We start from the raw sequence: 23,991 nt of genomic DNA on the forward strand, positions 1-23,991 counted from the left end.
GAACTATGAGTAATGCCGTTATCGGTGAGCACTGCCGGGTGACACTGCACTTTAGCCTGAAATTGGACGATGGCACTGAGGTAGATTCAACTTTCAAAGGTGACCCAGCCTCTTTCAGTGTTGGCGATGGCAGTTTGCTGCCGGGCTTTGAAAAAGCGCTTTTTGGTTTAAAAGCGGGGGATGAAGCTGAGATCGAGATACCGCCGGAGATAGGATTTGGTCAGCGCAACCCGGAAAACCTGCAAAAGGTGCGCCGGGATACCTTTTCTCCCGATATGGAGCTGGAGCGCGGATTGGTAGTCTCTTTTGACAATGGCAGCGGCGAACTCCCCGGAGTAATCAGTGAGATTGGTGAGGACGATGTTACCGTCGACTTTAATCATCCATTGGCCGGTCAAACCTTAAATTTCCATGTGAAAATTATTGCGGTGGATTCGATCCAATAGGGTCGGGTTCCCTCTTTGTAGCAAGTAGGGTACTGAAGTAGACATGCAAATCCGAATGGCTAACCCCCGGGGCTTTTGTGCCGGTGTTGACCGGGCAATTGATATTGTGAATCGCGCCCTGGATGTATTTGGTGCGCCGATCTATGTCCGCCATGAAGTGGTGCATAATAAGTTTGTGGTGGAGAGCCTGAAAGAGCGCGGTGCGGTCTTTGTCGATGAACTCGATGAAGTGCCCGATGATGTTATCGTTATCTTCAGTGCTCACGGTGTTTCAAAAGCTGTGCAGCGCGAAGCTGAAGAGCGCGGCCTGCGTGTGTTCGATGCTACTTGCCCGCTGGTTACCAAGGTGCATATTGAAGTGAGTAAGTTCAGCACCGACGGTGCTGAGTGCATACTAATCGGCCACGCCGGGCACCCGGAAGTGGAGGGCACAATGGGGCAGTATGACAACTCTGCTGGTGGTGCCATCTACCTGGTTGAAGACGAAGAGGATGTTAGTAAGTTAACCGTTAAAGACGAGAGTAATCTCGCCTATGTCACTCAGACAACATTATCCATGGATGATACTGCTCGAGTCATTGATGCTCTGAGAGTGCGCTTCCCTGAAATCCGTGGGCCTCGAAAAGATGATATCTGTTACGCGACCCAGAATCGCCAGGATGCTGTAAAGCAGCTGGCTCTGGAAAGTGACCTGGTCCTTGTTGTTGGTAGTCCGAATAGTTCTAATTCCAATCGCCTGCGTGAACTCGCTGAACGCTGTGGTGCTGCTGCCAAATTGATCGATGGTGCGGATGATATCGATGCGGATTGGCTCCAGGATAAGACGGCCATAGGGATCACAGCGGGAGCGTCAGCACCGGAAATTCTGGTGCAAGGAGTAATTGACCGATTGCAACAACTTGGAGCAAGCCTTCCTGAAGAGATGGATGGAAGGGCCGAGAATATACGTTTCTCCCTGCCTAAAGAGCTGCGTTAATCAGCAGCTCTATCTTCTTTCGGCTAGCTGACAGGCCCACTTATCGCTCCCTCCAGGCCGTTTGTCGGCAAGCGGCAAAACCCTCGACCCCATCGCTTACCTACTTTCCATAAACTGGTATATATACGCTAACAATACGAACCAAAGTGTTGTGCCTCCACTTTACTTGCATAATTTTTGTAAAGTATTACGGTGAGGATTTTTTGTGTGCAAAATTTATACTAAAAAATTGTATGCTTTAGAAAAAGTGAGATTTTTACGTCCATGCCAGGCAGCATAGCTCAGTACTTTTAGGTTCTTTAAGGTAGCAATTATGATCAGCTTAAAAAATTATATAGGGGCAACCCTTATTGAGTTAATGGCAACTATCACCATTCTGGGGATAGTAATAGCAATTGGACTACCTTCATTTAATTCATTGTTTGATAGCAATCGTTTGTCAACAATGACGAATGACTTGAACGGTGTCCTTCAATATGCACGTTCTGAAGCGGTGCGTAGAGGAGGTAGCGTAGAGGTAGGTGCAATTGACGATGATGTTGGTAATGGAGTTATTGTCTGGGTTGATAGTGACGGGAGTGATTCTTATGACGACGGAGAGGAGTTAAGAATGCTGCTTGTTGAACATCAGGATATTGTAGTTACAGCTGATGTTGCTGGTGCCGGAGTTGCGGACTTAGATTTTAGCTATGGCGCGCAAGGGGAGATAAGTCTTGGGTCCACTTTAACTTTGGATTTATGTGATAGTCGAACGGGAGATTATGGTCGCCAGTTACAGGTTCTCGCTTCTGGGGCTTTAAGATTGAATACCAATATGCCTTGTCCTTAGGAAAAGTGATTGAAAAGGGGATAATTTGAATGCTCAAGCAAAAAGGGGCAACTTTAATTGAAGTGCTTGTATCGGTTTTAATCCTGGCGGTTGGTCTTTTGGGGCTGGCGGCAACACAAGTGATGAGTTTAAAAAATGGCAACGGGGCTCATCATCGGTATATGGCTGCACTTGCAGCACAGGAAATTATTGAACGAATGCGCGCTAATCCTACGGGGACTATAGATGGTGAGTATGATGGCACTGTAGGCGGTTCGTCTAGTGATGGCGGGTCAGATGGGTCAGATGGGTCAGATGGGTCAGATGGGTCAGATGGGTCAGATGGGTCAGATGGGTCAGATGGGTCAGATGGGTCAGATGGGTCAGATGGTGGAGCTGGTAGCGGTTCTACGCCAGATTGTAGTAGTGCATGTTCAATTGCTGAGCTTGCAGATCTAGACCTCTATGAGTGGGAATTGATCCTATCTTCCAATTTGCCTGCCGCAACAGGAACTATTGCTCACAACGCTGGAGTTGTAACGGTAACAATATCTTGGAGCGAACAGCATACGGGGGCAAATTACGGGGATTTAGATGGTGGCTTAGATAATGCCTCCTTTTCGATGATAGTGGAGCTTTAAGAATGCGGGCTTTTAGTAATCAAAGAGGCCTTTCATTAGTTGAATTAATGATAGGTATTTTATTGGGCTCCCTACTTTTGCTTGGTGTGTTACAAATATTTCAGAGTAATAGCGATACTTTTCGCATGCAGGATGGATTCTCGCGTGTACAGGAAAACGGTAGATTTGCAGTTGACTTACTGAGTAAGGAAATACGGCTTGCAGATTATTGGGGATGTGCACCAGATCAAGACAGCATTGAAAATAGGCTGGATACGACAGATGCTTTCTTAACTTCTATTGGTTCTGATGGAGTTCAGGGTGTTGATAATGCCAGCGGTATAACAGTTGGAACAACGAACGTGCTGGATGGAAGTGATGTATTAATTCTTGGTGGTGTTATTGATGCATGCGGGGGATCTGGGCGTATGTTAGATCCGAGTGGTGGTGATTTAGTTGTAAGTTCAAATTGCCCTGTAGAAGCTGGAGATGTTGTTTTGGTCTCCACTTGTATTAACGGCGATATTTTCACCATTACAAATATTGATGCGGCCGTCGGTGCGGGTAATAGGACTTTAAAGCATGATGTGAGTGCTACTAGTGGTTGGGTTAATAATCAGAGTGATGCACTTCAGGAAGTATATGGAGCAGATGCCTCTATTTTTCAGCCATATCAAAAAACCTATTTTGTTGCCGTGAATACAGCTGGCACCAATTCTCTATTTGTTAGTGATGAAAATGGCTCCGTCCAAGAACTGGTTCCTGGAATAGAAGACATGCAAGTTTCTTATGGTAGGGATACCACAGGAAGTGGAATAGTTGATACGTGGCAAGGTGCTAGTGCAACTCTTACTGAGATGTCAGAAGTCGTTGCCATTAAATTAGAGTTATTGGTGGCTAGCGATAGCAATGCAAGTGTAGATAGTCAAACTATTAGCCGGCTCGATGGTAGTGAAACTGAATATATAGATGGAAGAATTAGAAAGTTGTATGTTGCTACGGTAAAAGTACGTAATCGAGGTGATATGTAATGAGGACTATCAAATCACAAAGCGGCGCCGTTCTAATGGTTAGCCTGATTATCTTACTGATATTAACTTTGATTGGGATCTCTGGGGCGAGGAGTATCCTGATGAGTGAACGCATGACCTTTGCCTCCCGTGATGCGAAGGTAGCACTCGAGGTAGCAGAGTCTGTTGCGCGTCGAGGTGAAGATTATATTGAGACACTGACAAACTTAGATGATTTTGGAACTACAGGTTGGCGGCGTACTGCAGGTGATGGTCCAGATGACTTGTTTGATGGGAACACTTGGACTGATACCAACTCAGTAGAGCAAGAGGTATCTATGGAGGGGGTTGATGGTGAGGTCCTAACTGGCCGTATGTTTATCGAACTTGCAGGGCTTACTGAAGATGACACAAATGTTACGGATGTAGACTTAAGTGCAGGCTCTAATGCAAGTGACGGTGTAACTATTCAGGTGTTTAAAATTGTTTCTCGTGGCGTTGGGATAGGTGGTACAGAGAGAATCATTATCACTCTCTATGGTAAAGAAATATAAAAGAGTAAAAAAAATGAATGTTTCACTGTCAAGGAAAGTCCGATTCCCATTAAATTCCATCGCTGCCGTTGTATTGTTTTTTTGCGCTAGCAATGAGGCCTTTTCTGCACCGGGTGAGTTGTCTGACGTTCCACTTTATTCCCGCGGTTCGGCAGAGCCCAACTTGATGTTTGTGTTGGACTCTTCTGGATCCATGAATGAAATGGTTTTGCCGGCAGATGGCTATGATACTTCAGATCCTGCGGGGTCTAGCTGTAGCTCTCCAATATCAATGACATATACGTCGAACTCCTGTGGTCATGGTGGCTGGGGTTCCTGTACACGTTATTATGATGATGTTGAATATCGGGTTAATACATCCGATGGAAGTGTTCAGATCAAATTGGTGGATAGAAACCGTGCAGAGAGTGATTGGTTTACTTGGGATAGTAGCAGCAACTGCTTTGATGAAGATGAGGATTATACTGCCTGGCTTTATGCTGCGAGCAGTAGTGGGGGGGGTAGCTATTACACCACAGGTTCTTCCTCAGGATATTATAGAGAAACCGTTACTGGGCATTTTCTGAATTGGTTTTTCTCCAAAGAAAATGGAAGTGGAGGCTATGAGGCGGACGAATTTAAGGATGATGATAATGCCGCTCGTTCCAAAGTAGATATACGTCGAACCGATATTATGATTAGCGCTGCCCAAGAGTTAGTAAATGGGTTGGATGATGTACGTATTGGGTTGATGCAATTTAACAGTACTTCAGGAGCTAGATTACTTTTCGGGTTGGAAAGTCTAACGGATAGTAATCGAACAGATATTCTCGATATTATTGAAGATATAGATGCAAATGGTTATACCCCTCTTGCAGAGAGTTTTGCCGGTGTTGGGCGTTATTTTATTAGTGGCTATGAGGGAAATAATCTCACCTATATAGATTCTACTGGAGCAGAAACACAGAATCCCGGAGAGGATATATTTGCTGGTGCAACTTCTGGGAATAGTACAACCACGATACTTGATTGGAATAACATTAGTGCACCTGACAATACGATTGATGGCGGGGCTATCCAGTATTATTGCCAAAAGAGCTTTATGGTGGCTCTAACTGACGGTGAGCCCACAGAAGATAACAGCATCAGCAATGACTTATCCGACTATGATTATGGTTGCTCCTCAAATAGTGGCGGCTGCACAAGTGATGAGATGGATGATGTCGTTAAAGCCCTTTACGATATTGATTTACGCCCGGATTTGAAAAAGACTGATGGTGAAGAGGTCGTTAACAATATTACCAGTTACATCATTGGTTTTGCTGAAGATGGCTTGTCAGATACGAACCTGATGAAAAATGCTGGGGAATTAGGTGGTGGTGGTGTATATAATGCTGGCAACGCTTCAGAACTCCAGCTTACCTTTAATACCATTATTAATAATGTTCAGTCCATAGTTGGTAGTTCAAGTTCTGTTTCTTTTAATACCACTTCACTTGAAGCTAATTCTGCCCTGTTTTCTGCGAGTTTTGACAGTAGCGCATGGTCGGGAGAGTTGGAAGTATGGACTCTTGATGAAGATGGAAATATCGCCACTTCATCTTCTTGGCAGGCGAGCTCTGAATTGGATTCGAGAGACCCAGATGGTAGGGTTATGCTCTCCTACAGCAATGGTGCCGGGGTGGTTTTTTCTGAGTCTGGGCTCGGTATTACCGGGACAGATCATGCCGATGATTTGAATCTTGATATTCAATCTAGTGCGGGTGTAAATGATAGCCGTGCCTCAGATCGTATTGACTATCTGAGAGGTGACCGAGATAACGAGGGAGCTGAGAGTGGTAATTTCCGAGTACGTGAAGGCCGTCTAGGTGATATTGTAAGCTCAACTCCAGTTTATGTAGGTGAACCCAGCGGTTCTTGGTCTGAAGCCGGCTTTAGCGAAGCTTCTACCTATGATACTTTCGTCAGCGATAAAAGTAACCGTACTCCAGTCGTTTATGTCGGGGCGAATGATGGCTTCTTGCATGGCTTTAATGCCAATGTTAGCGGAGTAAATGCCGGTAAAGAGCTGATAGCTTATTCACCTGCGGCCTTGCTCAGCACAACCGCTGATGAGGGCCTACATGCTTTGAGTTCGCAGTACTATACCCATAAATTTTATGTGGATGGTACTCCCACAAGTTCCGACGTCTATATAGATAGTGGCTGGAAGACTGTTCTTGTGGGTGGCTTAGGTGCTGGTGGTAAAGGGTATTATGCCCTCGATATTACTGACCCCTCTGATTTTACTGAGGCGAATGCCGCAGATATTGTTTTGTGGGAGTTTACCGATTCAAATAATAGCAATTTAGGCTATACCTTTAGCCGTCCTCAGATTGGCCGTATGTCAAATGGTGAGTGGGCTGCAATTTTCGGTAATGGATATAATAGCTCAACCGGCGATGCGGGTTTATTTATCGTATATTTGGATGGGGAAGATAGTAGTGGTAATAGCCATGTCTATATTTCGACGGGTACTGCTGATACTTCCGATAAGAACGGGATGTCAACACCGGCTATCGTGGACTCTGACCTGGATGGAACTATAGACCGTATTTATGCCGGTGATTTAAAGGGAAATATGTGGGCTTTCGATGTCTCAGCGACAGGAAGCTGGGGTGTTGCTTCTTCAACTACGTCCCCGTCACCACTTTTTTCAGTTCCAGGAGAGACAATTACTGGTGCTCCTCTCGTTGCAAGAAATACGGATAATTCCTCTGGAGCATCTCCCAATTTAATAGTTGCTTTCGGAACGGGACAATACTTGGTTGACTCAGATACGAGTGATACTAACCCGGGTGGATTTTATGTTGTATCTGATAATGACGTATACAACTTAACTAAAAGCAATCTGGAAGAGCGTACATTGGCAACTGAGACTGTCACCCATGATGATGGGAGTGTTTCGGCTCTGAGGACCGTATCTGGTGATGAATTTACCTGGAATGATAAATCAGGTTGGTATATGCCTTTGCAACAGGGCACTGCATTGGATGGCGGCGAACGCGTAATTACTCGGCCAGAATTAAAGAACTATGTCTTATTTTTCAACACATTGGTTCCTACCGGGCAAGTCTGTGCTGCTGGTGGTTATGGCTGGCTGATGTCAGTAGACGTTTGGACTGGTTTGGCCACGAAAGATCCTGTTTTTGATGCAAATAATGACGGTGTGATTGATGAAGATGATTATGGCTATGTGGGAGAGATGCTTTCAGAAAGCAGCCCAAATGAGTCCGGCTTCCTGGGAAATAAACAGTATACAGGCACCAGTGATGGTGAGGTTCACGAGCGGGATGTAGATTTTGGCGATGGAGATAGAGCTGGTCGTCTATCCTGGGAAGAAATTACTCCAAACTAACTGTTGTTAGATGATAATACTTGCCCGGCTCAGTCGGGCTTGTCTGGATAATGAAAGTGTATGAAGATGAAAAATCACAGTGGTTTCAGCTTGATTGAGGTAATGATAGTTGTAGGAATTATTGGCATTATTGCTGGGTTTGCATGGCCTGCCTATCAGAACCATATTCTTACCTCTAATCGAGCGGATGCTCAGGGTGCTTTAATGAGCCTGGCTCAGGCAATGGAGCAGCACTTTACTCAGAACGGCTCATATACCGGAGCGGCAGATGGTGGTGCCGATACTGGTTCTCCAGCGATCTTCCCTACAGAAGCTCCATTGGATAGTAGTAACAAGACTTATGACTTGACTATTGAGGCTGCCGATGATTCGTCCTATACCATTCGAGCTACACCTAAAAACTCTCAGGTGGATAATGGGGAACTTGAATTACGCTCAAGTGGATTACGGGCATGGGATCGAGGGAATGACGGAGCTTTTGACGACCCAGATGACTTGTGCTGGAGCTCCAAATGTAACTAAAAGTAGTTAGGGGCAAGTTAATTCCTGGCCGCTCCCATTTTCCACAATGCCATTTTGATCTTTGTCTCTGGCATAGTAAGGTCTTCCTATCGCATTGAGAATTATAATCCAGCCATACTCTGCCTCGCCATTTGCGGGGCAGAAGGAGAAGTTGCCACTTTGCGATGGAGTGGTGCCTGTCGGTTTATAAATTAGAAATCCTCTATTATTGAATGCATTCCAGCTTAGAGATGCTCCCTGTTCAGTTCGATCCATATATCTTACAACCTGATCTTCTGAGTCGACTTCGCCATTGCCATTTTCATCGGCGAACAATAAAGCGCCATCTGCCCAATCGCCAGCGCACTCATCAGAAATCCCTTTTGGGCAAAGAGTAAAGTTACGTTTTTCACTAAGGGCCCTGTTACGCATAAATATAAGTACGTCAAAGAGCTCTCTTTGTTTAGCTTTACTTTTATACCTTTTAAGGAAGTCGCTAAAAGAGGGTAAAGCTACAGCTGTTAATACAGCAATAACCGTAATATAAATTATTAACTCTATAAGGGTGAATCCTGCAGATCGTTTCACGGTGCAAACTCCTCCTGGTTGAGTTTGCACTAGAATACTAGCTAGTTACTATATTCCAACCACATGAAATTACGGTACCTTGGTCTTAATAATCTAACTCTCAAGCCCTAGTTTTTTTAATCTATATCTTAGAGAGCGGAAGCTAATACCCAGCTTCTGTGCTGCAGCAGTTCGATTCCATCGGGTTTTCGCTAAAGTTTCCTCAATAACCTCTTTTTCTATCCTTTGTAGGAATTCATCCAGGGAATCGTACTTGTGTGGATTGAAGTCTTCCGAGTTAGCCTTTTTTTCAGTTTGAGGTGAATTATTGCTGTGTTTTTTATCTGTATTGCTTTCTTGCCTATTATTGCATTCGAGTAGGAGGTCTTCTTCTCGAATTATATTTTGATCAGATAAGGTGAAAGCTCTTTCAAGTATATTTTCAAGTTGTCTGACATTTCCCGGGAAGGAGTAATTTTGTAAGGCAATCATTGCTTCATGTGATAAGGCAGGTGGGGTAAGTCCGGCAGTAGAGGCTATACGTTGCATGATTATATCGGTTAGGAGCGGTATATCCTCTACTCTATCCCGAAGAGGTGGGACAGCAATTTCGATAACATTTATACGGTAGTAAAGGTCATTTCGGAAACGTCCATTATTTACTTCTTCACTTAAATCTTTGTGGGTTGCACTTAAAATACGAGTATCTATTGATACTTCTTTATTGGAGCCAACTGGCCGTATAGACTTTTCCTGAATCGCTCTAAGGAGCTTTACCTGCATTTCCAGAGGGAGATCTGCTACTTCATCCAAGAAAAGGGTGCCGCCCTCGGCACTTTGTAGAAGGCCTTTTTTGTCTTTGTGTGCACCGGTAAAGCTACCCTTTTGGTGGCCAAAGAACTCACTTTCCATTAGTTCAGAAGGTATTGCACCACAGTTTATGGCGATAAAGGGTTGCTCAGCTCTAGCGCTCTGTAAGTGAATAGAGCGGGCAGCAAGTTCTTTGCCTGCTCCTGACTCACCACTGATGTAAACAGGAGCGTCACTGCGAGCAACCTTACTGATCTGTTGGCGTAGCTTGCGGATATTATCTGCTTCGCCAAGTAGGAGGTCTTTTTTGGAGATTTCCTGTTGTGGAGCCTGGTTGCTATCCAGCCGCAGGGCGAGTTGTGCTAAATTACGTAAGCGCTCAAGATCTACTGGTTTGCTCACAAAATCGAAAGCGCCTAGCTTTAGCGCTTTAATTGCAGTATCCATATTCCCGTGAGCAGTAATAACCGCAATAGGGAGTTCAATCTCTGTACTTCCTTGGATATATTCAACTAGCTGTAGCCCATCTCCATCAGGTAGGCGTAAATCAGTTAGGCAAAAGTTATAAGTGTTTTGGCTGAGTGCATTTTTAGCCTCGGAAAGCGTTGCAGCGGTGTGGCAATCAACATCCATCCTTTGAAGGGTGAGACTAAGTAAGTTACAAATATCCGGTTCATCATCGACAACCAGTGCCAGTGGGCGCATCGTTATTCTTTCTTTTCTTGTTTTGTTCACTTTATACCAAAAGGCATGAAATGCGATTATGTCAGAAATTTCTGGTGAATAATGATCTAGTTACACGGAAAATTTCCTGAGCTAGATCAGGTCACACCAATAGAGTGAGCGAATTCAAGGCGGAAGCAGCTTTTATTGTCCTCACTTTGGCAATGATACAAGCTGATCCTATTGGCTTCACACAGTTCTCGAGCAATATATAAACCTAGCCCGCTACCGGCCTTATCGGTGGTGAAAAACGGCTCAAATACCTGGTTTTTGAACTCGTAGGGAATGCCGCTACCATTATCTTTAATATCCAATATAGAGTGGCCTTTCTCAGTATTATAGTATGCATGAACAGCAGCATAGCGCTGTCCAGTTTCCATTTCTGAGTGCCGCAATGCGTTGTCCGTTAGGTTCGTAATGACCTGTGATAATTGAGCGGAATCAAAGTTGGCCGGAATAAGCCGGTCTGGAACATCAAGTTCAATCCTGTTGTTTTGGGGGTTGGCTGTATTGAAGTCGGTAAGAAACTGTTTGAGCCAATTTCGCAGGTCATGTTCTTCTGGTGAATTTGCACGCCTTCTGGATAGTTGCATTACATTTTCAATGATTTGATTTACACGACCACTCTGCCGACAAATAATTTCGATTAAATGTCGATCCTCATCTTTGAGCAGGGCAGATTCAGATAAAAGTTGCGCTGCATGGTTGATTGCAGAGAGTGGATTGCGCACTTCATGTGCAATAGAAGCGGTTAAGTGTCCTAAAGATGCAAGTTTGAGCTTCTGAGCTGCTTCAGTGAGCTTTCGATTATCCTCGACAAAAATCAGTGTGCTATTGCCACTTTTATGGCGTAATTGGGCAAAGTTGAGTTGTAGCTCGTCATTGTTACCGGCTTGAAAAAGTATACTTGTGTTTTCATCTTGCTGGCGCCAAGACTGAATCTGACGGTGAAGCTCAGAGTTGGGGGTTTCGCCAGAAGCTAGCTGTGTTCCAAGTAAGCGAGTGGCGGCTCGATTGATCAACTCAGGCTTATTGGATGGCCCCATAACAAGCACGCCTGTATTCATCCTTTCAATGATTTGTTGTGCCAGCCTCTGAAGGTGTGCGGCCTGACGGCTTTGCTGGTCTGCGCGCAGATTGGCTTTATGGATACGCTCAGATAAATATTGAATTGCGCTGACGGTTACGAACATTAGTAAGCCAAGCCCACCTGCAGAAACAATATCTCTGCTGGAGCCGGAGCCTGACAAAAGGTGAAATAGTTGGAGGGAAATTACGCCCAGGCTAGCGATGGCTGCAAAAAATGCGCTCAGGCGTCTATCCAGCAGAATGGCACCGATTGAACAACTGATCAAAAGTAAATAGCCCAGACCAGAGTTCAGCCCCCCACTGGCTTCAATCAGTAACAGAAATACCAGGATATCGCACCCCAGAACAACTCCAATTTGGCTGTTATTAGTTTGATATGCCTTTTGTCGGAGAAAGAATAGCCATGTGATATTAAGCAGGGCATAGGATGCGGTGGTATAGACAAATAGTGTTGGCAAGTGCTCACCAAGTGAGCCCTCCCCAATATCTGAGAAAAATACTCCCAGCAAAACCAAGGCTATTGCAACCCGATATATAGCGCTAATCCGTAGGAGTTCGTGATGTTGTAAGGGGGATGTCTGGGAACTGCTCACTGTAGATGCCCGGTATTCTTGTAGTGGTGAGCCGCTGCTGTTGTTACCCCGATGGGGTTACAATAGCGGCCTGTCTTGTCCGAGGTTCAACGATGTCTACTTTGCAGTTAGTGCTGGCACAAATCAATTCCCTGGTGGGAGATATTCCAGGGAATACCAAGCAGGTGATAGAAATTGCGCGCCGAGCGTACCAGGAACATGGTGCTGACTTGGTACTTTTCCCGGAGCTGACCCTGTGCGGCTACTCTCCTGAAGACTTGTTGTTGCGCCCCAGTATGCAGATTCGTATTGATGCGGCATTGGATCAGCTCAAAGTTGCAGAACTGCCCTGCGCCATTGTTGTGGGTTACCCCAAGTTGCTCGATGGCGTTATGTTCAATATGGCGGGGGTCATAGTTGAGGGAGAGTTAATCGCAGAATATGCCAAACAGAAGCTGCCTAACTATCAGGTCTTTGATGAAAAGCGTTACTTCAAGCCGGGTAAATCTCCCTGTGTAGTGCATATCAGGGGAGTTCCTGTGGGGCTGAGTGTTTGTGAGGATATTTGGTTTCCAGAGCCCATCAAGCAGTCAGTCGATGCTGGAGCCAAGTTGATTCTCAACATCAATGCATCACCTTTCCATCGGGGCAAGGCTCAGCAGAGGCTGGAATTGGTTTCCAGGCAGGCAAAAAATGCCGGAGTCCCCATTGCCTATGTAAACTGGTGCGGTGGTCAGGACGAGCTGGTTTTTGACGGTGGCTCAATCGTTGTTGACGCTGAGGGAGAGGTATGTGCCAGGGCTGAGGAGTTTACAGAGCAGTTGTTGCCAGCTTCCATATCTTTGCAGGGACAGGATTTGACGGTACACCCTGGGGAAATTGCTCCTCCTCGCGGCGATTTGGCTTCCGTGTACCAAGCCCTGGTACTTGGGGTGCGCGACTACGTTAATAAAAATGGTTTTAATGGTGTTGTACTGGGGTTGTCGGGTGGAATCGACTCTGCTCTGACATTGGCAGTTGCGGTCGATGCGCTGGGTAAAGAGCGTGTTGAGGCGGTAATGATGCCGTTTCGCTATACCTCGGATCTGAGTAAAGGCGATGCGGCCGATCAGGCGGAAAGAATGGAGGTTCACTATCGGGAAATTAGTATCGAGCCCATCTTTGATTCGTTTATGGGCGCTCTCGCTGAAGAATTTGCTGGCAGTGAGAGGGATACCACTGAAGAGAACCTGCAGGCCCGCTCTCGTGGTGTTCTTTTGATGGCTATCTCCAATAAGAAGGGCGCGATGGTCCTGACCACCGGTAACAAGAGTGAGATGGCCGTTGGTTACGCGACCTTATACGGGGATATGGTAGGCGGATTCAATGCCCTGAAGGATGTTCCCAAAGTATTGGTATTCGAGCTGGCCCGTTACCGCAACACAATTTCTGAAGTGATTCCTGAAACGGTCATTACTCGCCCTCCCAGTGCTGAGCTGGCCCCAGACCAAGTGGATTCTGACAGCCTTCCGCCTTATGAGATCCTGGATCAAATTCTCAACCTCTATGTTGATCAAGACCACAGCGCTGAGGAAATCATTCAGCGTGGCTTCCTGAGAGAGGATGTAGAGCGTGTGGTCAGGTTAGTGGGACGCAATGAGTACAAGAGGCGCCAGGCAGCCATCGGGGTGCGTATTTCTGAACGCGGATTTGGAAGGGATCGCCGTTATCCCATCACCAATGGCTGGAAGCTGGGTGACTAGCTATCCTGAAAATATAAACGGCGCCGAATGGCGCCGTTTATATTTTCAAGTGATAAGTTACAGAAGCTCTGGAGGCAGGGGAGTCTCGTCCCGGTTGTATTCGGGATTATAGAGTTCCCGGCTGTCAAAGCCCCGTGGGTCAGATTTTTCAAACAGGCCCAGGGTAACCCTGTGCACTAGACTGCGGCCGCTCGGACCTTTGTAAAAGTCGTAGTTGAAAGTGCCATCTTCGTTAAAAGCGGGGTGCTTTGGATAGTTATTGCGCAGTACATCCAGGGCGTTAGCCTCGAGATCTTGCATTTCCATCAAATGGTAACCTTGAACCATAACTGCCAGGGCATCGGGGATTGCGGGTGTCTGCTGGAAGTTTTCTACAATGTAGCGACCGCGATTGGCTGCTGCGAGGTAGGCACCGCGCTTAAAGTAGTAGTTAGCCACATGAACTTCATAGCGGGCCAGCAGGTTACGCAAGTGGATCATGCGCTTTTGCGCGTCTGGAGCGTAGCGGCTTTCAGGGTAGCGGGCCATTAACTGGGAGAAATAAGCGAATGACTCTCGAGCCGATCCTGGATCGCGACTGGTCAAGTCGGTAGGCATAAAGCGCTCGAACAGGCCTGTGCCCTCAGTAAAGGAGGACAGGCCCTTCATGTAGTAGGCGTAGTCGACATTGCGGTGCTGGGGGTGTAGGCGGATAAAGCGGTCTGCAGCGGCGATAGCAGCATCGTTTTCATAGTTGCGGTAGTAGGCATAGATCAGCTCAAGCTGAGCCTGTTCCGCGTAGTTGCCAAATGGGAAGTTGTCTTCCAGGGCTCGCAGGTTTCTGATGGCAAGATCCCACTGGCTGGTTCGCAGCTGTCGCTGGGCCATCTCGTAGTATGCCTGCTCTGTACGTGAACCTGTGGGTAGGCCCACTTCCGAATCATCTGTGTTGGCGCAGGCAACCAATATTGCGGACACCAAGGCCAGCCACAGCATTTTCCAGGTCTGCATAGCCCCTCGCTCTATCATTCTTACACTCTACCTTATTAAACTACCCACCAGTATTAACCTGGCGCGTCGGACATTTAACCACAGTCGCGGAGCTGCCCAAAGTATTTGCAATTGATTGATGATTGAACACCTAAAACTAGATATCCAAGTTCCTGCCAATATGGCTGGTCGACGCTTAGACCAGGCCGCAGCCGAATTAATTCCCGATTTTTCGCGCGCGCGCCTCCAATCGTGGATCAAAGGCGGCCAGCTCACCTTAAACGGAGCCCCAGCTAAGGCCAAGGAAAAGCTCTTTGGCGGCGAGCTTATCCAGCTTCGCGCAGAGCTGGAACCCCAAGGTAGCTGGGCTGCCCAGGACCTCGACCTCAATATTATGTACGAAGATGACTGCCTGATGGTGGTCAATAAGCCCGCGGGCCTCGTAGTCCACCCCGCTGCCGGTAACCCCGACGGCACTCTGCTCAATGGCCTTCTTCATCACAATCCAGCACAGGAGCTGATACCCCGAGCCGGTATTGTTCACCGGCTGGATAAGGACACCAGTGGCCTGATGGTTGTGGCTAAGACTTTGGCCGCTCAGACCCATCTCGTGGATCAATTAAAGCAGAGAACGGTGAGTCGACAGTATGATGCCTTGGTCCAAGGATATATCACCACTGCGGGTCGTGTTGATGCGCCCATCGGTCGGCATCGTCAAAATCGTCTCAAGATGGCTGTTTTGGACTTTGGCGGCAAAGAGGCGATCACTCATTATCGTGTACGGGAGCGTTACAGCGCTTACACGCTCTTACGCTGCAAGCTGGAAACCGGCCGTACTCATCAGATTCGGGTACACATGGCCCATATCAGGCACCCGCTCGTGGGAGATCCACTCTACGGAGGCCGCCCAAAGTTGCCTCCAGAGGCCTCGGCAGACCTTGTTGAAGCTCTCCAGAGCTTCCCTCGGCAGGCTCTGCATGCGGCTGAACTCGCGCTAGTGCATCCCACCAGTGGACAGGACATGCATTGGTGTGCGCCAATGCCTGCTGACATGCAAGCACTGCTCGATCAGTTGCGCGCTGATGAGCCCTGAGTACCGGTTATAAATTCGCCTGGGCACCTATCGCCGGTTCTCGAAAGGACAATTTCGCAAAGCAAGATATTTCAATGCCAAGTAACCACTACCTGATACCCGATTGGCCCGCACCCGCAGGGGTGAGGACGGCGACAACGCTACGCACTGGGGGCCAAAGTTGTGGCCATTTCTCCTCCTTTAACCTTGCTGCTCACGTGGGGGACAAGGAGTCAGCTGTTACTGCCAATCGCCAACAGTTGAGAGGGGAGCTTGAGTTGCCCTCAGAACCGCAGTGGTTGGAGCAGATCCATAGCGACAAGGTAGTTGAGGCAAGTGATGACGCCTTAGTTCGAACCGCAGATGCCTGCTTTAGCATGAAAAGAGGTGTTGTCTGTGCCGTGTTAACCGCAGACTGTTTGCCTGTTTTGCTATGCGATAAGAGTGGTACCCGCGTAGCAGCAGCCCATGCCGGGTGGCGCGGATTGGCCGGTGGTATATTGCGCAACACCGTACGGGCGATGAAGTGTGATCCTGAGGAGTTGATGGTTTGGTTGGGGCCAGCGATTGGCCCGGAGGCCTTTGAAACTGGAATTGATGTCCTCGAGGCATTCTTTGAAAATGCAATTAGCAGTCGACACACAGAAAAAATCGCTAGCTGTTTCCGCCCACACACTAAGAAACCACTGCACTTTTTAACAGATATCTATGCCCTGGCTCGTGCGGAGTTGGCAGAGCTGGGGATTGGCGAGGTTTACGGTGGGGGGCTCTGCACAATGTCAGAACCTGAGAAGTTTTTTTCCTACCGCAGAGAGTCTGAAACCGGTCGTATGGCAACTTTGATATGGCGGGATAAAGACTGAATTGAAGTTCTAGATGGCTTATTTTTTTCTGTGTAAGCAATTCGACAGTATTGGGGCAACCTGGGCAATTACAAGGCTGCGTGTTGACTGAGCTGTAAAAATTATAAGAGATAGATTTGCCGCAAAACCACTTTGCATAGAATAAATGCCGCTATTGATTTAAATCATTGAAAACCCTTCCTGCGCCCCTATTTTACTTGTCAGTACCATAGCGAATGTAAAAGGCAAATTAGTGCCGTTATTGCAGCGCTTCTGAAAAAATCGAGTAAAAGAGGTTTCGTTCATGCGAATTGACCGAATGACAAACCCGCTACAGGCGGCATTTGCTGATGCGCAATCCCTAGCGGTAGGGCGCGACCACAACCAGATTTATCCCGAGCACTTGATTCTGGCACTGCTTAACCAGAACAACGGAAGCGTACCCGCATTCCTGTCACAGGCGGGATTTAACCTAAACGGGTTGCGCAATGACCTTGCCAAGCGGTTGGATAGCCTGCCGCGGGTGACTTCCCCCACGGGTGATGTGGGGATGTCCCAGGAATTAATGCGCTTAATGAATCTCACGGACAAGCGAGCCCAACAAAATGGTGACAGTTTTATTTCCAGTGAAACTGTATTACTGGCGGCATTCGATTCTGTTGCGGGAGAGATTTCTAAAATCTTAAATGCCAACGGCGACATCAAACAATTAGAGGCGGCAATTCAAAAAGTGCGTGGCGACGAAAAAGTGGATGACCCCAATGCGGAAGAAGCGCGCCAAGCGCTGGATAAATACACTCTCGATCTGACAGAGAGGGCTCTGGCCGGCAAGCTTGATCCAGTGATAGGTCGAGATGATGAGATACGGCGGACGATTCAAGTTTTACAGCGGCGTACCAAGAATAACCCTGTACTAATTGGTGAGCCAGGTGTTGGTAAAACGGCCATTGTTGAAGGGCTTGCTCAGCGTATTGTCAATGGTGAAGTGCCAGAAGGGCTAAAAGATAAGCGTCTTCTTTCCCTGGACTTGGGGGCGCTGTTGGCAGGCGCAAAATTCCGTGGAGAATTTGAAGAGCGATTGAAAGCGGTGCTCAACGAATTGTCCAAACAGGAAGGCCGCATTATTCTCTTTATCGATGAGATCCACACGATGGTGGGGGCCGGTAAAGCTGAGGGGGCCATGGATGCGGGAAATATGCTGAAACCCGCTTTGGCCCGTGGGGAACTGCATTGTGTCGGTGCAACCACTCTGGATGAGTATCGGCAATATATTGAAAAAGATGCAGCGCTTGAGCGGCGTTTCCAAAAAGTGCTGGTTGATGAACCAACTGAAGAGGATACGGTTGCGATTCTGCGCGGATTAAAAGAACGCTACGAAGTACATCACGGTGTTGATATTACCGATTCTGCAATTATTGCGGCGACAAAATTATCGCAGCGTTACATCACTGATCGTCAATTACCAGATAAAGCGATTGATCTTATTGATGAGGCCGCCAGCCGGATACGCATGGAGATCGACTCCAAACCGGAATCCATGGATAAATTGGAGCGCCGTTTAATTCAATTAAAGATTGAACGTGAGGCGGTTAAAAAGGATACGGATGACGAGGCGACTAAAAAACGCCTGTCGAAACTGGAAGAAGAGATTCTACAACTGGAGCGGGAATACTCCGACCTTGAAGAGGTTTGGAAGGCGGAGAAGGCACAGCTTGCCGGCAGCCACGACCTCAAGGAAAAGCTCGAGCAGGCCAAGCTCGATATGGAGTCTGCACGGCGTGCAGGTGATCTCAATAGAATGTCTGAATTACAGTACGGTGTAATTCCACAACTTGAACAACAGCTTAAAAGTGCCGCTACCGCTGAAGCTTCTGAAGAACCCCGCCTGCTGCGCAATCGGGTGACCGATGAAGAGGTGGCTGAAGTGGTATCCCGCTGGACGGGTATTCCTGTATCTAAGATGCTCGAAGGTGAGCGTGAAAAGCTACTGCGAATGGAAGATGAGTTGCACAAGCGGGTCATCGGACAGGGGGAAGCGGTGGAAGCGGTTGCTAATGCTGTACGCCGCTCAAGGGCGGGGCTAGCTGATCCCAACCGACCCAATGGCTCATTCTTGTTCCTCGGCCCAACCGGTGTGGGTAAGACGGAATTATGCAAGGCATTGGCTCAGTTCTTGTTTGACACAGAAGACGCCATGGTGCGTATCGATATGTCGGAATTTATGGAGAAGCACTCTGTTGCCCGACTGATTGGCGCACCTCCCGGATATGTAGGCTATGAAGAAGGGGGATACCTGACTGAAGCGGTGCGGAGAAAGCCCTATTCTGTTGTGCTATTAGACGAAGTGGAGAAAGCGCATCCCGATGTATTCAATATTCTTTTACAGGTTCTTGATGATGGCCGCCTGACCGACGGCCAGGGGCGCACGGTGGACTTCCGTAATACCGTCGTCGTAATGACTTCAAACCTTGGCTCAGATTTAATTCAAAAATACGCCACTGCGGAAAATGGCGATGACCTGGATGCTGAAATTCGTTATCGACAGATGAAAAGTGCGGTGATGGAAGTGGTGGGGAACCATTTCAGGCCAGAGTTCATAAATCGTATTGACGAAGTGGTTGTTTTCCATCCACTGGATAAGGCAGAAGTACGCTCTATTGCCGAAATTCAGTTGCAACAACTTTGCCGTCGACTGACAGAGAGAGACCTGAAATTAGAGGTCTCTGAAAACCTGCTGGATAAATTAGCAGAAGTTGGGTTCGATCCCGTTTATGGTGCACGGCCATTAAAGCGTGCTATTCAGGTATGGCTGGAAAACCCGCTGGCGCAAGATGTTCTCGCCGGTAAATTTTCCCCTGGAGCAACAATCCGCGCGGATGTTGAAGGCGATAAAGCCGTATTCCGATAAAAAGCATTTGGGGGTGCCATATAGTGCACCCCTTAACTCCCACCGATTCCTCACTCTCTCCATATCTATACTCACAGGTGCGCTAATCCGTTTGCTCGGATATTTACGTAGAGGGGCATCCCTCCGTAGCGCATAGTTTCCCTTGCAAGTATCAGTTTATAGTTTTTATTGACGACACCTTACGGGGGCCTGATATCAGTAAGCGTATGTTGCTAATGCTGCTGGGATGCCTTTTGCTCTTCGGCGGAATTTTTGCTTATAAATTTATTGGCAGGCATATGGTGAATCAGTTTATAGACAACTTAGCCCTGCCTGCGGCCACAGTGACTTCAGCAACCGCCCAGTTTCAATATTGGAAGGAAGACCTGAAAGGAATAGGCACTGTTCGAGCTGTTAATGGCGTAGAGGTTACTACCGAAGCTCAGGGGGTTATCAGCGCTATTCACTTCAAGTCGGGCCAGCATGTTAGGAAGGGCGATTTACTGGCGGAAATTTTTGCAGAACCGGAAAAGGCGCAGTTGCAGGTGTTGGATGCAGAGCTTCGCTTGGCCCGTCGCAATTACGTGCGGATCAAGACTCTGCTGGGGCGAGGTGTAACAACCGAAGCAGATTTGGATAGCGCTCGCAGTACTTTGGACCAGGTGGTTGCCAATATAGAAGTGCAACGGGCCAGGGTGGATCAGCGAGTTATCGTGGCGCCGTTTAGTGGAGTACTGGGAATTCGACAAATCGATCTTGGGCAGAATGTAAGTCCGGGGGAGTCTGTTGTTTCTCTACAGCAACTTGATCCTATTTTTGTTGATTTTTCCCTCCCTGAACAAAAATATGCCTTGGTTAAGGCTGGGCTTGCTATTCAGTTGACAACAGATGCTTTCCCTAAAAATACCTACGAAGGAAGAATTACTGCTGTTGACCCCCAAGTGGATAGTGCGAGTAGAAATTTTCTGATTCAAGCTACTCTGGAAAATCCCCAACACGATTTACGTCCTGGAATGTTTGCCCAAGTATCCGTAAAGATAAGTGCACAGCGAAAAGTGCTCGTCATTCCCAGAACCGCATTGGCTTTTGCTCCCTATGGGGTGGCGGTTTTTGTGTTGGAGCCCGATAAAGATGGTGAGCATATGGTCGCAGTTAAACGATTTGTGAAAACTGGTGAGGAGCGTGGGGATCTAGTTGAAATTACACAAGGACTTTTGGTGGGTGACATAGTGGCTAGCAGCGGATTACTCAAACTTCGCAATGGAGAGAAAGCGGTTATCAACAATCAAAATCAACCCCCAGAAAGCGCGGACCCCACACCGGAAAATAGTTAAACCTGGAATTTATAGGTTGTGAACTTCACAGAGATTTTCATTCGAAAACCAGTGTTGGCCTGCGTAGTCAGCCTATTTATTTTTCTACTGGGTTTGAGATCGCTAACGGAATTAAATGTCAGGCAGTACCCGGAACTTGAAAATGCGGTTATTACAGTAACCACTGTTTATGTTGGTGCCGACTCAGATCTAGTACAGGGGTTTATTACTACTCCGCTTGAGCAGGAGATAGCTACTGCTGATGGTATTGATTACATGGTTTCCACCAGCGTGCAAGGTCTCTCGACAATAAACGTTTATGTACGTTTTGATTACGATCCAAATGAAGTGTTAACTCAGGTCGTTGCCAAGGTAAATAAGCTGCGCAGTGAATTGCCTGATGAATCAGAGGATTCCAGTGTGGAAATGCAGCAGGGGGAAACCACTGCTGCTATGTACCTTTCTTTTTCCTCAAATATTCTCGCTAATAATCAAATCACGGATTATCTGACTCGCGTTGTTCAACCTAAATTGGCGACTATAGCTGGTGTGCAGCGAGCTCGCCTTTTGGGTGACAGTACTTTTGCAATGAGAGTCTGGTTAAAGCCGACAGAGATGGCGGCATTGGAAGTCACACCTGCAGATATTTCTGATGCACTTAGGGATAATAATATTCTGTCGGCAGTTGGTTCGACAAAGGGAACCCGTGTGGCACTGGAAATACGTGCGGATACAGATATTTCACGTCAATTGGATTTCCGCAAGCTAGTGGTTAGAGCCGATGGGGATAAGCTGGTTCGTCTAGGTGAAGTGGCGGAGATAGAGTTAGGAGCTGAATCCTATGACAGCTCTGTGACTTTTAACGGGCAATCAGCCACTTTTATTGCTATTGAGGTGGCACCCGATGCGAACTCCCTTGAGGTTATTAAAAAAGTACGCGAAGAGTTGGAGCAGAAAATTTTTCCACAGTTGCCAGAGGGTATGCTAGGAGAGATTCCTTACGACAGTACTGAATATATTCAGGACTCCATTGAAGAGGTCGTCAAAACAATTGTTGAAGCAGTACTTATAGTAATTTTGGTGATTTACTTGTTTCTGGGATCAGTTCGCAGCGTATTGATTCCAGCAATTGCACTACCACTTTCTCTTGTCGGTGCATTCTTTTTAATGTTTTTAATGGGATTTTCCATCAATTTACTCACATTGCTAAGCATGGTTCTGGCAATCGGAATTGTTGTTGATGATGCCATTATCGTTCTGGAAAATGTCCATCGACATATAGAAGAGGGCTTGCCTCCAAAAGAGGCTGCGATCGTAGGGGCCCGAGAGTTGGCATGGCCTGTAGTGGCTATGACTACAACGCTAATTGCAGTGTATATTCCTATTGGTTTTCTCGGTGGTTTAACCGGGACCCTATTTATTGAGTTTGCATTCTCCCTAGCTGGCGCCGTATTACTGTCTGGAGTGGTCGCTCTTACTTTATCTCCCATGATGGCCTCGAAAATATTAAAGCCTCGCGATGGTGGAGGTACCCGGTTTGAAATTTGGCTGGAATGCCAATTTAATCGACTTCAGACGAGATTTGAAAAATCGCTCCATTCTTCTCTTGATGAGGGTCGAGTTATTTTGGTTTTCGGCTTAATTGTACTGATAAGTTGTTACTTCTTATTTGTGACGTCCCCTCAAGAGCTTGAACCTACAGAGGATAGGGGGCTTGTTCTTACAATTTCTACTGCCGATGCTTACGCAACTTTAGATTATGTTGAACAGTACAGTGGTGAACTTAATGTCATTGCTGAGGGATTTACTGAGGTTGAAAATCTTTTTCTGCTTAATGGGGCGGGCACCTTCAGTAGTGGTGTTAATAATGCGGTAGCCGGGTTTGTTTTGGCTCCCTGGGAGGGGAGAGACCGCGATACGGAAAAGATGCAGGAGTTGATTAGTAGTGATGTACAGCAAATAGCCGGGCTGAAAATAGCCGTCGTGGTGCCACCAAGTCTGCCAACTGCGGGAGGGCAGCTTCCGGTTGAATTTGTTATCGGTTCTACAGAGCCCATGGAGAATCTGGCATCGGTGGCAAGCGATATTATGACCCGAGCTTTGGAGAGTCGAAAGTTTATTTTTCTAGATTCTGATCTGAAAATTGATAAGCCAAAAATTATAATAGAAATTGATCGTGATAAAGCGGCCAGTATGGGTGTGGAAATGGTGGACCTGAGTCGTGACTTAGGAGCGATGTTATCCGGGGCTTATGTCAACCGTTTTTCCCTGGATAATCGCAGTTATAAAGTTATCCCTCAAGTTGAGAGAGTTGACCGCCTTACCCCTGATCAGCTGGAGCAATATTATATTCGGGCGGTAAACGACAAGTTGGTTCCTGTGAGTACTTTGATAAGGCTCACGGAAACCGTTGAACCACAGCAACTAAAGAGATTTCAACAATTAAATGCCGTCACTATTTCGGGTGTGCCACGCCCTGGGATTACGTTGGGTGAAGCATTGATGGTGTTGGATAATGCGGCTAAAGAAATCTTACCAGTCGAGTATTCTGTAGATTACTCGGGGCAGTCCAGGCAATTCAAAACTGAAGGATCGGATTTGGTGGTTACCTTTTTCTTTGCCTTGATAGTGATTTATTTGGTGCTGGCTGCTCAATTTGAATCCTGGCGCGATCCCTTGATTATGTTGGTCACAGTACCCATGAGTGTTTGCGGAGCGATGATTTTTGTCAGTCTAGGATTGACGACCCTCAATATTTACACACAAGTGGGTCTGGTTACCCTGATTGGGGTTATTTCCAAACACGGCATTCTGATAGTGGAGTTTGCCAATAAGTTACAGCTCTCAGGGCTTGATAAGCGATCAGCGATTGAGCAGGCCACTTCAATCCGTTTGCGACCGATTTTAATGACTACCGCATCTCTGGTTTTGGCGATGGTTCCATTGTTAATAGCGTCGGGGCCAGGAGGAGGAGCAAGGTTTGCAATGGGCTTGGTAGTGGCGACCGGTATGACAATTGGAACGCTATTTACTTTATTTGTCGTGCCGGCGATGTATATGTATCTTGGGAGGAATTTTGAGGCGGAGGCTGTAGCGGCCTCCTGAGTTTCTTTA

18 protein-coding genes are annotated in these 23,991 nt (G+C 47.1%); 14 read left to right on the top strand and 4 right to left on the bottom strand.

Features of this window, described 5'->3' with window-relative positions:
• Positions 1–5: 5 nt before the first annotated feature.
• The 8 genes from ACJJI1_RS10710 to ACJJI1_RS10745 all read left to right on the top strand — a co-directional run bounded on the left by ACJJI1_RS10710 (position 6) and on the right by ACJJI1_RS10745 (position 8,312).
• The gene (locus ACJJI1_RS10710; RefSeq protein WP_282934364.1) at positions 6–446 is read left to right on the top strand and encodes an FKBP-type peptidyl-prolyl cis-trans isomerase; all 441 of its coding nucleotides are present in this window, start codon (positions 6–8) and stop codon (positions 444–446) included.
• A gap of 43 nt (positions 447–489) precedes the next feature.
• Positions 490–1,422 (top strand): 4-hydroxy-3-methylbut-2-enyl diphosphate reductase, encoded by a 933-nt coding sequence (gene ispH / locus ACJJI1_RS10715; protein WP_444959291.1) that lies wholly within the window; start codon positions 490–492, stop codon positions 1,420–1,422.
• A 313-nt stretch (positions 1,423–1,735) separates the two neighbouring features.
• Positions 1,736–2,251, top strand: coding sequence for a GspH/FimT family pseudopilin (locus ACJJI1_RS10720; RefSeq protein WP_444959292.1), 516 nt, complete (start codon positions 1,736–1,738; stop codon positions 2,249–2,251).
• A gap of 29 nt (positions 2,252–2,280) precedes the next feature.
• Positions 2,281–2,871: a type IV pilus modification protein PilV gene (pilV, locus tag ACJJI1_RS10725; protein WP_444959293.1), complete on the top strand. Its 591-nt coding sequence runs from the start codon at positions 2,281–2,283 to the stop codon at positions 2,869–2,871.
• Positions 2,872–2,873: 2 nt separating this feature from the next.
• Complete coding sequence (locus tag ACJJI1_RS10730; protein ID WP_444959294.1) at positions 2,874–3,881, top strand: PilW family protein; 1,008 nt, start codon at positions 2,874–2,876, stop codon at positions 3,879–3,881.
• Positions 3,881–4,414 (top strand): pilus assembly PilX family protein, encoded by a 534-nt coding sequence (locus ACJJI1_RS10735; RefSeq protein WP_444959295.1) that lies wholly within the window; start codon positions 3,881–3,883, stop codon positions 4,412–4,414. The genes ACJJI1_RS10730 and ACJJI1_RS10735 overlap by 1 nt, the downstream gene beginning before the upstream one ends.
• A gap of 13 nt (positions 4,415–4,427) precedes the next feature.
• The gene (locus ACJJI1_RS10740) at positions 4,428–7,790 is read left to right on the top strand and encodes a pilus assembly protein (protein WP_444959296.1); all 3,363 of its coding nucleotides are present in this window, start codon (positions 4,428–4,430) and stop codon (positions 7,788–7,790) included.
• Positions 7,791–7,856: 66 nt separating this feature from the next.
• Positions 7,857–8,312, top strand: a complete 456-nt coding sequence (locus ACJJI1_RS10745) for a type IV pilin protein (RefSeq protein ID WP_444959297.1) — start codon at positions 7,857–7,859, stop codon at positions 8,310–8,312.
• 6 nt (positions 8,313–8,318) lie between these two features.
• Here the strand turns inward: ACJJI1_RS10745 and ACJJI1_RS10750 are convergent, their stop codons facing one another.
• From ACJJI1_RS10750 to ACJJI1_RS10760, 3 genes are all read right to left on the bottom strand, one after another.
• The gene (locus ACJJI1_RS10750; protein ID WP_444959298.1) at positions 8,319–8,879 is read right to left on the bottom strand and encodes a GspH/FimT family pseudopilin; all 561 of its coding nucleotides are present in this window, start codon (positions 8,877–8,879) and stop codon (positions 8,319–8,321) included.
• Positions 8,880–8,972: 93 nt separating this feature from the next.
• The gene (locus ACJJI1_RS10755; RefSeq protein WP_444959299.1) at positions 8,973–10,373 is read right to left on the bottom strand and encodes a sigma-54-dependent transcriptional regulator; all 1,401 of its coding nucleotides are present in this window, start codon (positions 10,371–10,373) and stop codon (positions 8,973–8,975) included.
• A gap of 116 nt (positions 10,374–10,489) precedes the next feature.
• Complete coding sequence (locus ACJJI1_RS10760; RefSeq protein ID WP_444959300.1) at positions 10,490–12,073, bottom strand: sensor histidine kinase; 1,584 nt, start codon at positions 12,071–12,073, stop codon at positions 10,490–10,492.
• A 92-nt stretch (positions 12,074–12,165) separates the two neighbouring features.
• On the opposite strand from ACJJI1_RS10760, the gene ACJJI1_RS10765 reads away from it, so the two are divergent.
• Positions 12,166–13,794 carry an NAD+ synthase gene (locus ACJJI1_RS10765; protein ID WP_444959301.1) on the top strand — a complete coding sequence of 543 codons (1,629 nt, stop codon included), beginning with the start codon at positions 12,166–12,168 and terminating at the stop codon, positions 13,792–13,794.
• Between the two features lie 57 nt (positions 13,795–13,851).
• Here the strand turns inward: ACJJI1_RS10765 and ACJJI1_RS10770 are convergent, their stop codons facing one another.
• Positions 13,852–14,802: an outer membrane protein assembly factor BamD gene (locus tag ACJJI1_RS10770; RefSeq protein ID WP_444906458.1), complete on the bottom strand. Its 951-nt coding sequence runs from the start codon at positions 14,800–14,802 to the stop codon at positions 13,852–13,854.
• A 100-nt stretch (positions 14,803–14,902) separates the two neighbouring features.
• On the opposite strand from ACJJI1_RS10770, the gene rluD reads away from it, so the two are divergent.
• The 5 genes from rluD (at position 14,903) to ACJJI1_RS10795 (ending at position 23,982) form a co-directional block, all read left to right on the top strand.
• Positions 14,903–15,856: a 23S rRNA pseudouridine(1911/1915/1917) synthase RluD gene (rluD, locus tag ACJJI1_RS10775; RefSeq protein WP_444959302.1), complete on the top strand. Its 954-nt coding sequence runs from the start codon at positions 14,903–14,905 to the stop codon at positions 15,854–15,856.
• A gap of 74 nt (positions 15,857–15,930) precedes the next feature.
• On the top strand, positions 15,931–16,698 hold the full coding sequence (gene pgeF / locus ACJJI1_RS10780; RefSeq protein ID WP_444959303.1) for a peptidoglycan editing factor PgeF: 768 nt from the start codon (positions 15,931–15,933) through the stop codon (positions 16,696–16,698).
• A gap of 283 nt (positions 16,699–16,981) precedes the next feature.
• On the top strand, positions 16,982–19,585 hold the full coding sequence (gene clpB, locus ACJJI1_RS10785; protein ID WP_444959304.1) for an ATP-dependent chaperone ClpB: 2,604 nt from the start codon (positions 16,982–16,984) through the stop codon (positions 19,583–19,585).
• Between the two features lie 206 nt (positions 19,586–19,791).
• The gene (locus ACJJI1_RS10790; RefSeq protein WP_444892745.1) at positions 19,792–20,898 is read left to right on the top strand and encodes an efflux RND transporter periplasmic adaptor subunit; all 1,107 of its coding nucleotides are present in this window, start codon (positions 19,792–19,794) and stop codon (positions 20,896–20,898) included.
• Between the two features lie 18 nt (positions 20,899–20,916).
• A complete protein-coding gene (locus ACJJI1_RS10795) occupies positions 20,917–23,982 on the top strand; it encodes an efflux RND transporter permease subunit (RefSeq protein ID WP_444959305.1) in 3,066 nt (1,021 codons plus the stop codon).
• Positions 23,983–23,991: the final 9 nt, after the last annotated feature.

Source organism: Microbulbifer maximicatervae (SeqCode) (assembly GCF_052467065.1).

Excerpts from the sequence above, each read along its gene's own strand:
- clpB (WP_444959304.1), top strand. The coding sequence starts at position 16,982 with ATGCGAATTGACCGAATGACAAACCCGCTACAGGCGGCATTTGCTGAT.
- ispH (WP_444959291.1), top strand. The coding sequence starts at position 490 with ATGCAAATCCGAATGGCTAACCCCCGGGGCTTTTGTGCCGGTGTTGAC.
- pgeF (WP_444959303.1), top strand. The coding sequence starts at position 15,931 with ATGCCAAGTAACCACTACCTGATACCCGATTGGCCCGCACCCGCAGGG.
- ACJJI1_RS10765 (WP_444959301.1), top strand. The coding sequence starts at position 12,166 with ATGTCTACTTTGCAGTTAGTGCTGGCACAAATCAATTCCCTGGTGGGA.
- ACJJI1_RS10790 (WP_444892745.1), top strand. The coding sequence starts at position 19,792 with ATGTTGCTAATGCTGCTGGGATGCCTTTTGCTCTTCGGCGGAATTTTT.
- ACJJI1_RS10770 (WP_444906458.1), bottom strand. The coding sequence starts at position 14,802 with ATGATAGAGCGAGGGGCTATGCAGACCTGGAAAATGCTGTGGCTGGCC.
- ACJJI1_RS10755 (WP_444959299.1), bottom strand. The coding sequence starts at position 10,373 with ATGCGCCCACTGGCACTGGTTGTCGATGATGAACCGGATATTTGTAAC.
- pilV (WP_444959293.1), top strand. The coding sequence starts at position 2,281 with ATGCTCAAGCAAAAAGGGGCAACTTTAATTGAAGTGCTTGTATCGGTT.
- ACJJI1_RS10740 (WP_444959296.1), top strand. The coding sequence starts at position 4,428 with ATGAATGTTTCACTGTCAAGGAAAGTCCGATTCCCATTAAATTCCATC.
- ACJJI1_RS10745 (WP_444959297.1), top strand. The coding sequence starts at position 7,857 with ATGAAAAATCACAGTGGTTTCAGCTTGATTGAGGTAATGATAGTTGTA.
- rluD (WP_444959302.1), top strand. The coding sequence starts at position 14,903 with ATGATTGAACACCTAAAACTAGATATCCAAGTTCCTGCCAATATGGCT.
- ACJJI1_RS10710 (WP_282934364.1), top strand. The coding sequence starts at position 6 with ATGAGTAATGCCGTTATCGGTGAGCACTGCCGGGTGACACTGCACTTT.
- ACJJI1_RS10720 (WP_444959292.1), top strand. The coding sequence starts at position 1,736 with ATGATCAGCTTAAAAAATTATATAGGGGCAACCCTTATTGAGTTAATG.
- ACJJI1_RS10730 (WP_444959294.1), top strand. The coding sequence starts at position 2,874 with ATGCGGGCTTTTAGTAATCAAAGAGGCCTTTCATTAGTTGAATTAATG.
- ACJJI1_RS10735 (WP_444959295.1), top strand. The coding sequence starts at position 3,881 with ATGAGGACTATCAAATCACAAAGCGGCGCCGTTCTAATGGTTAGCCTG.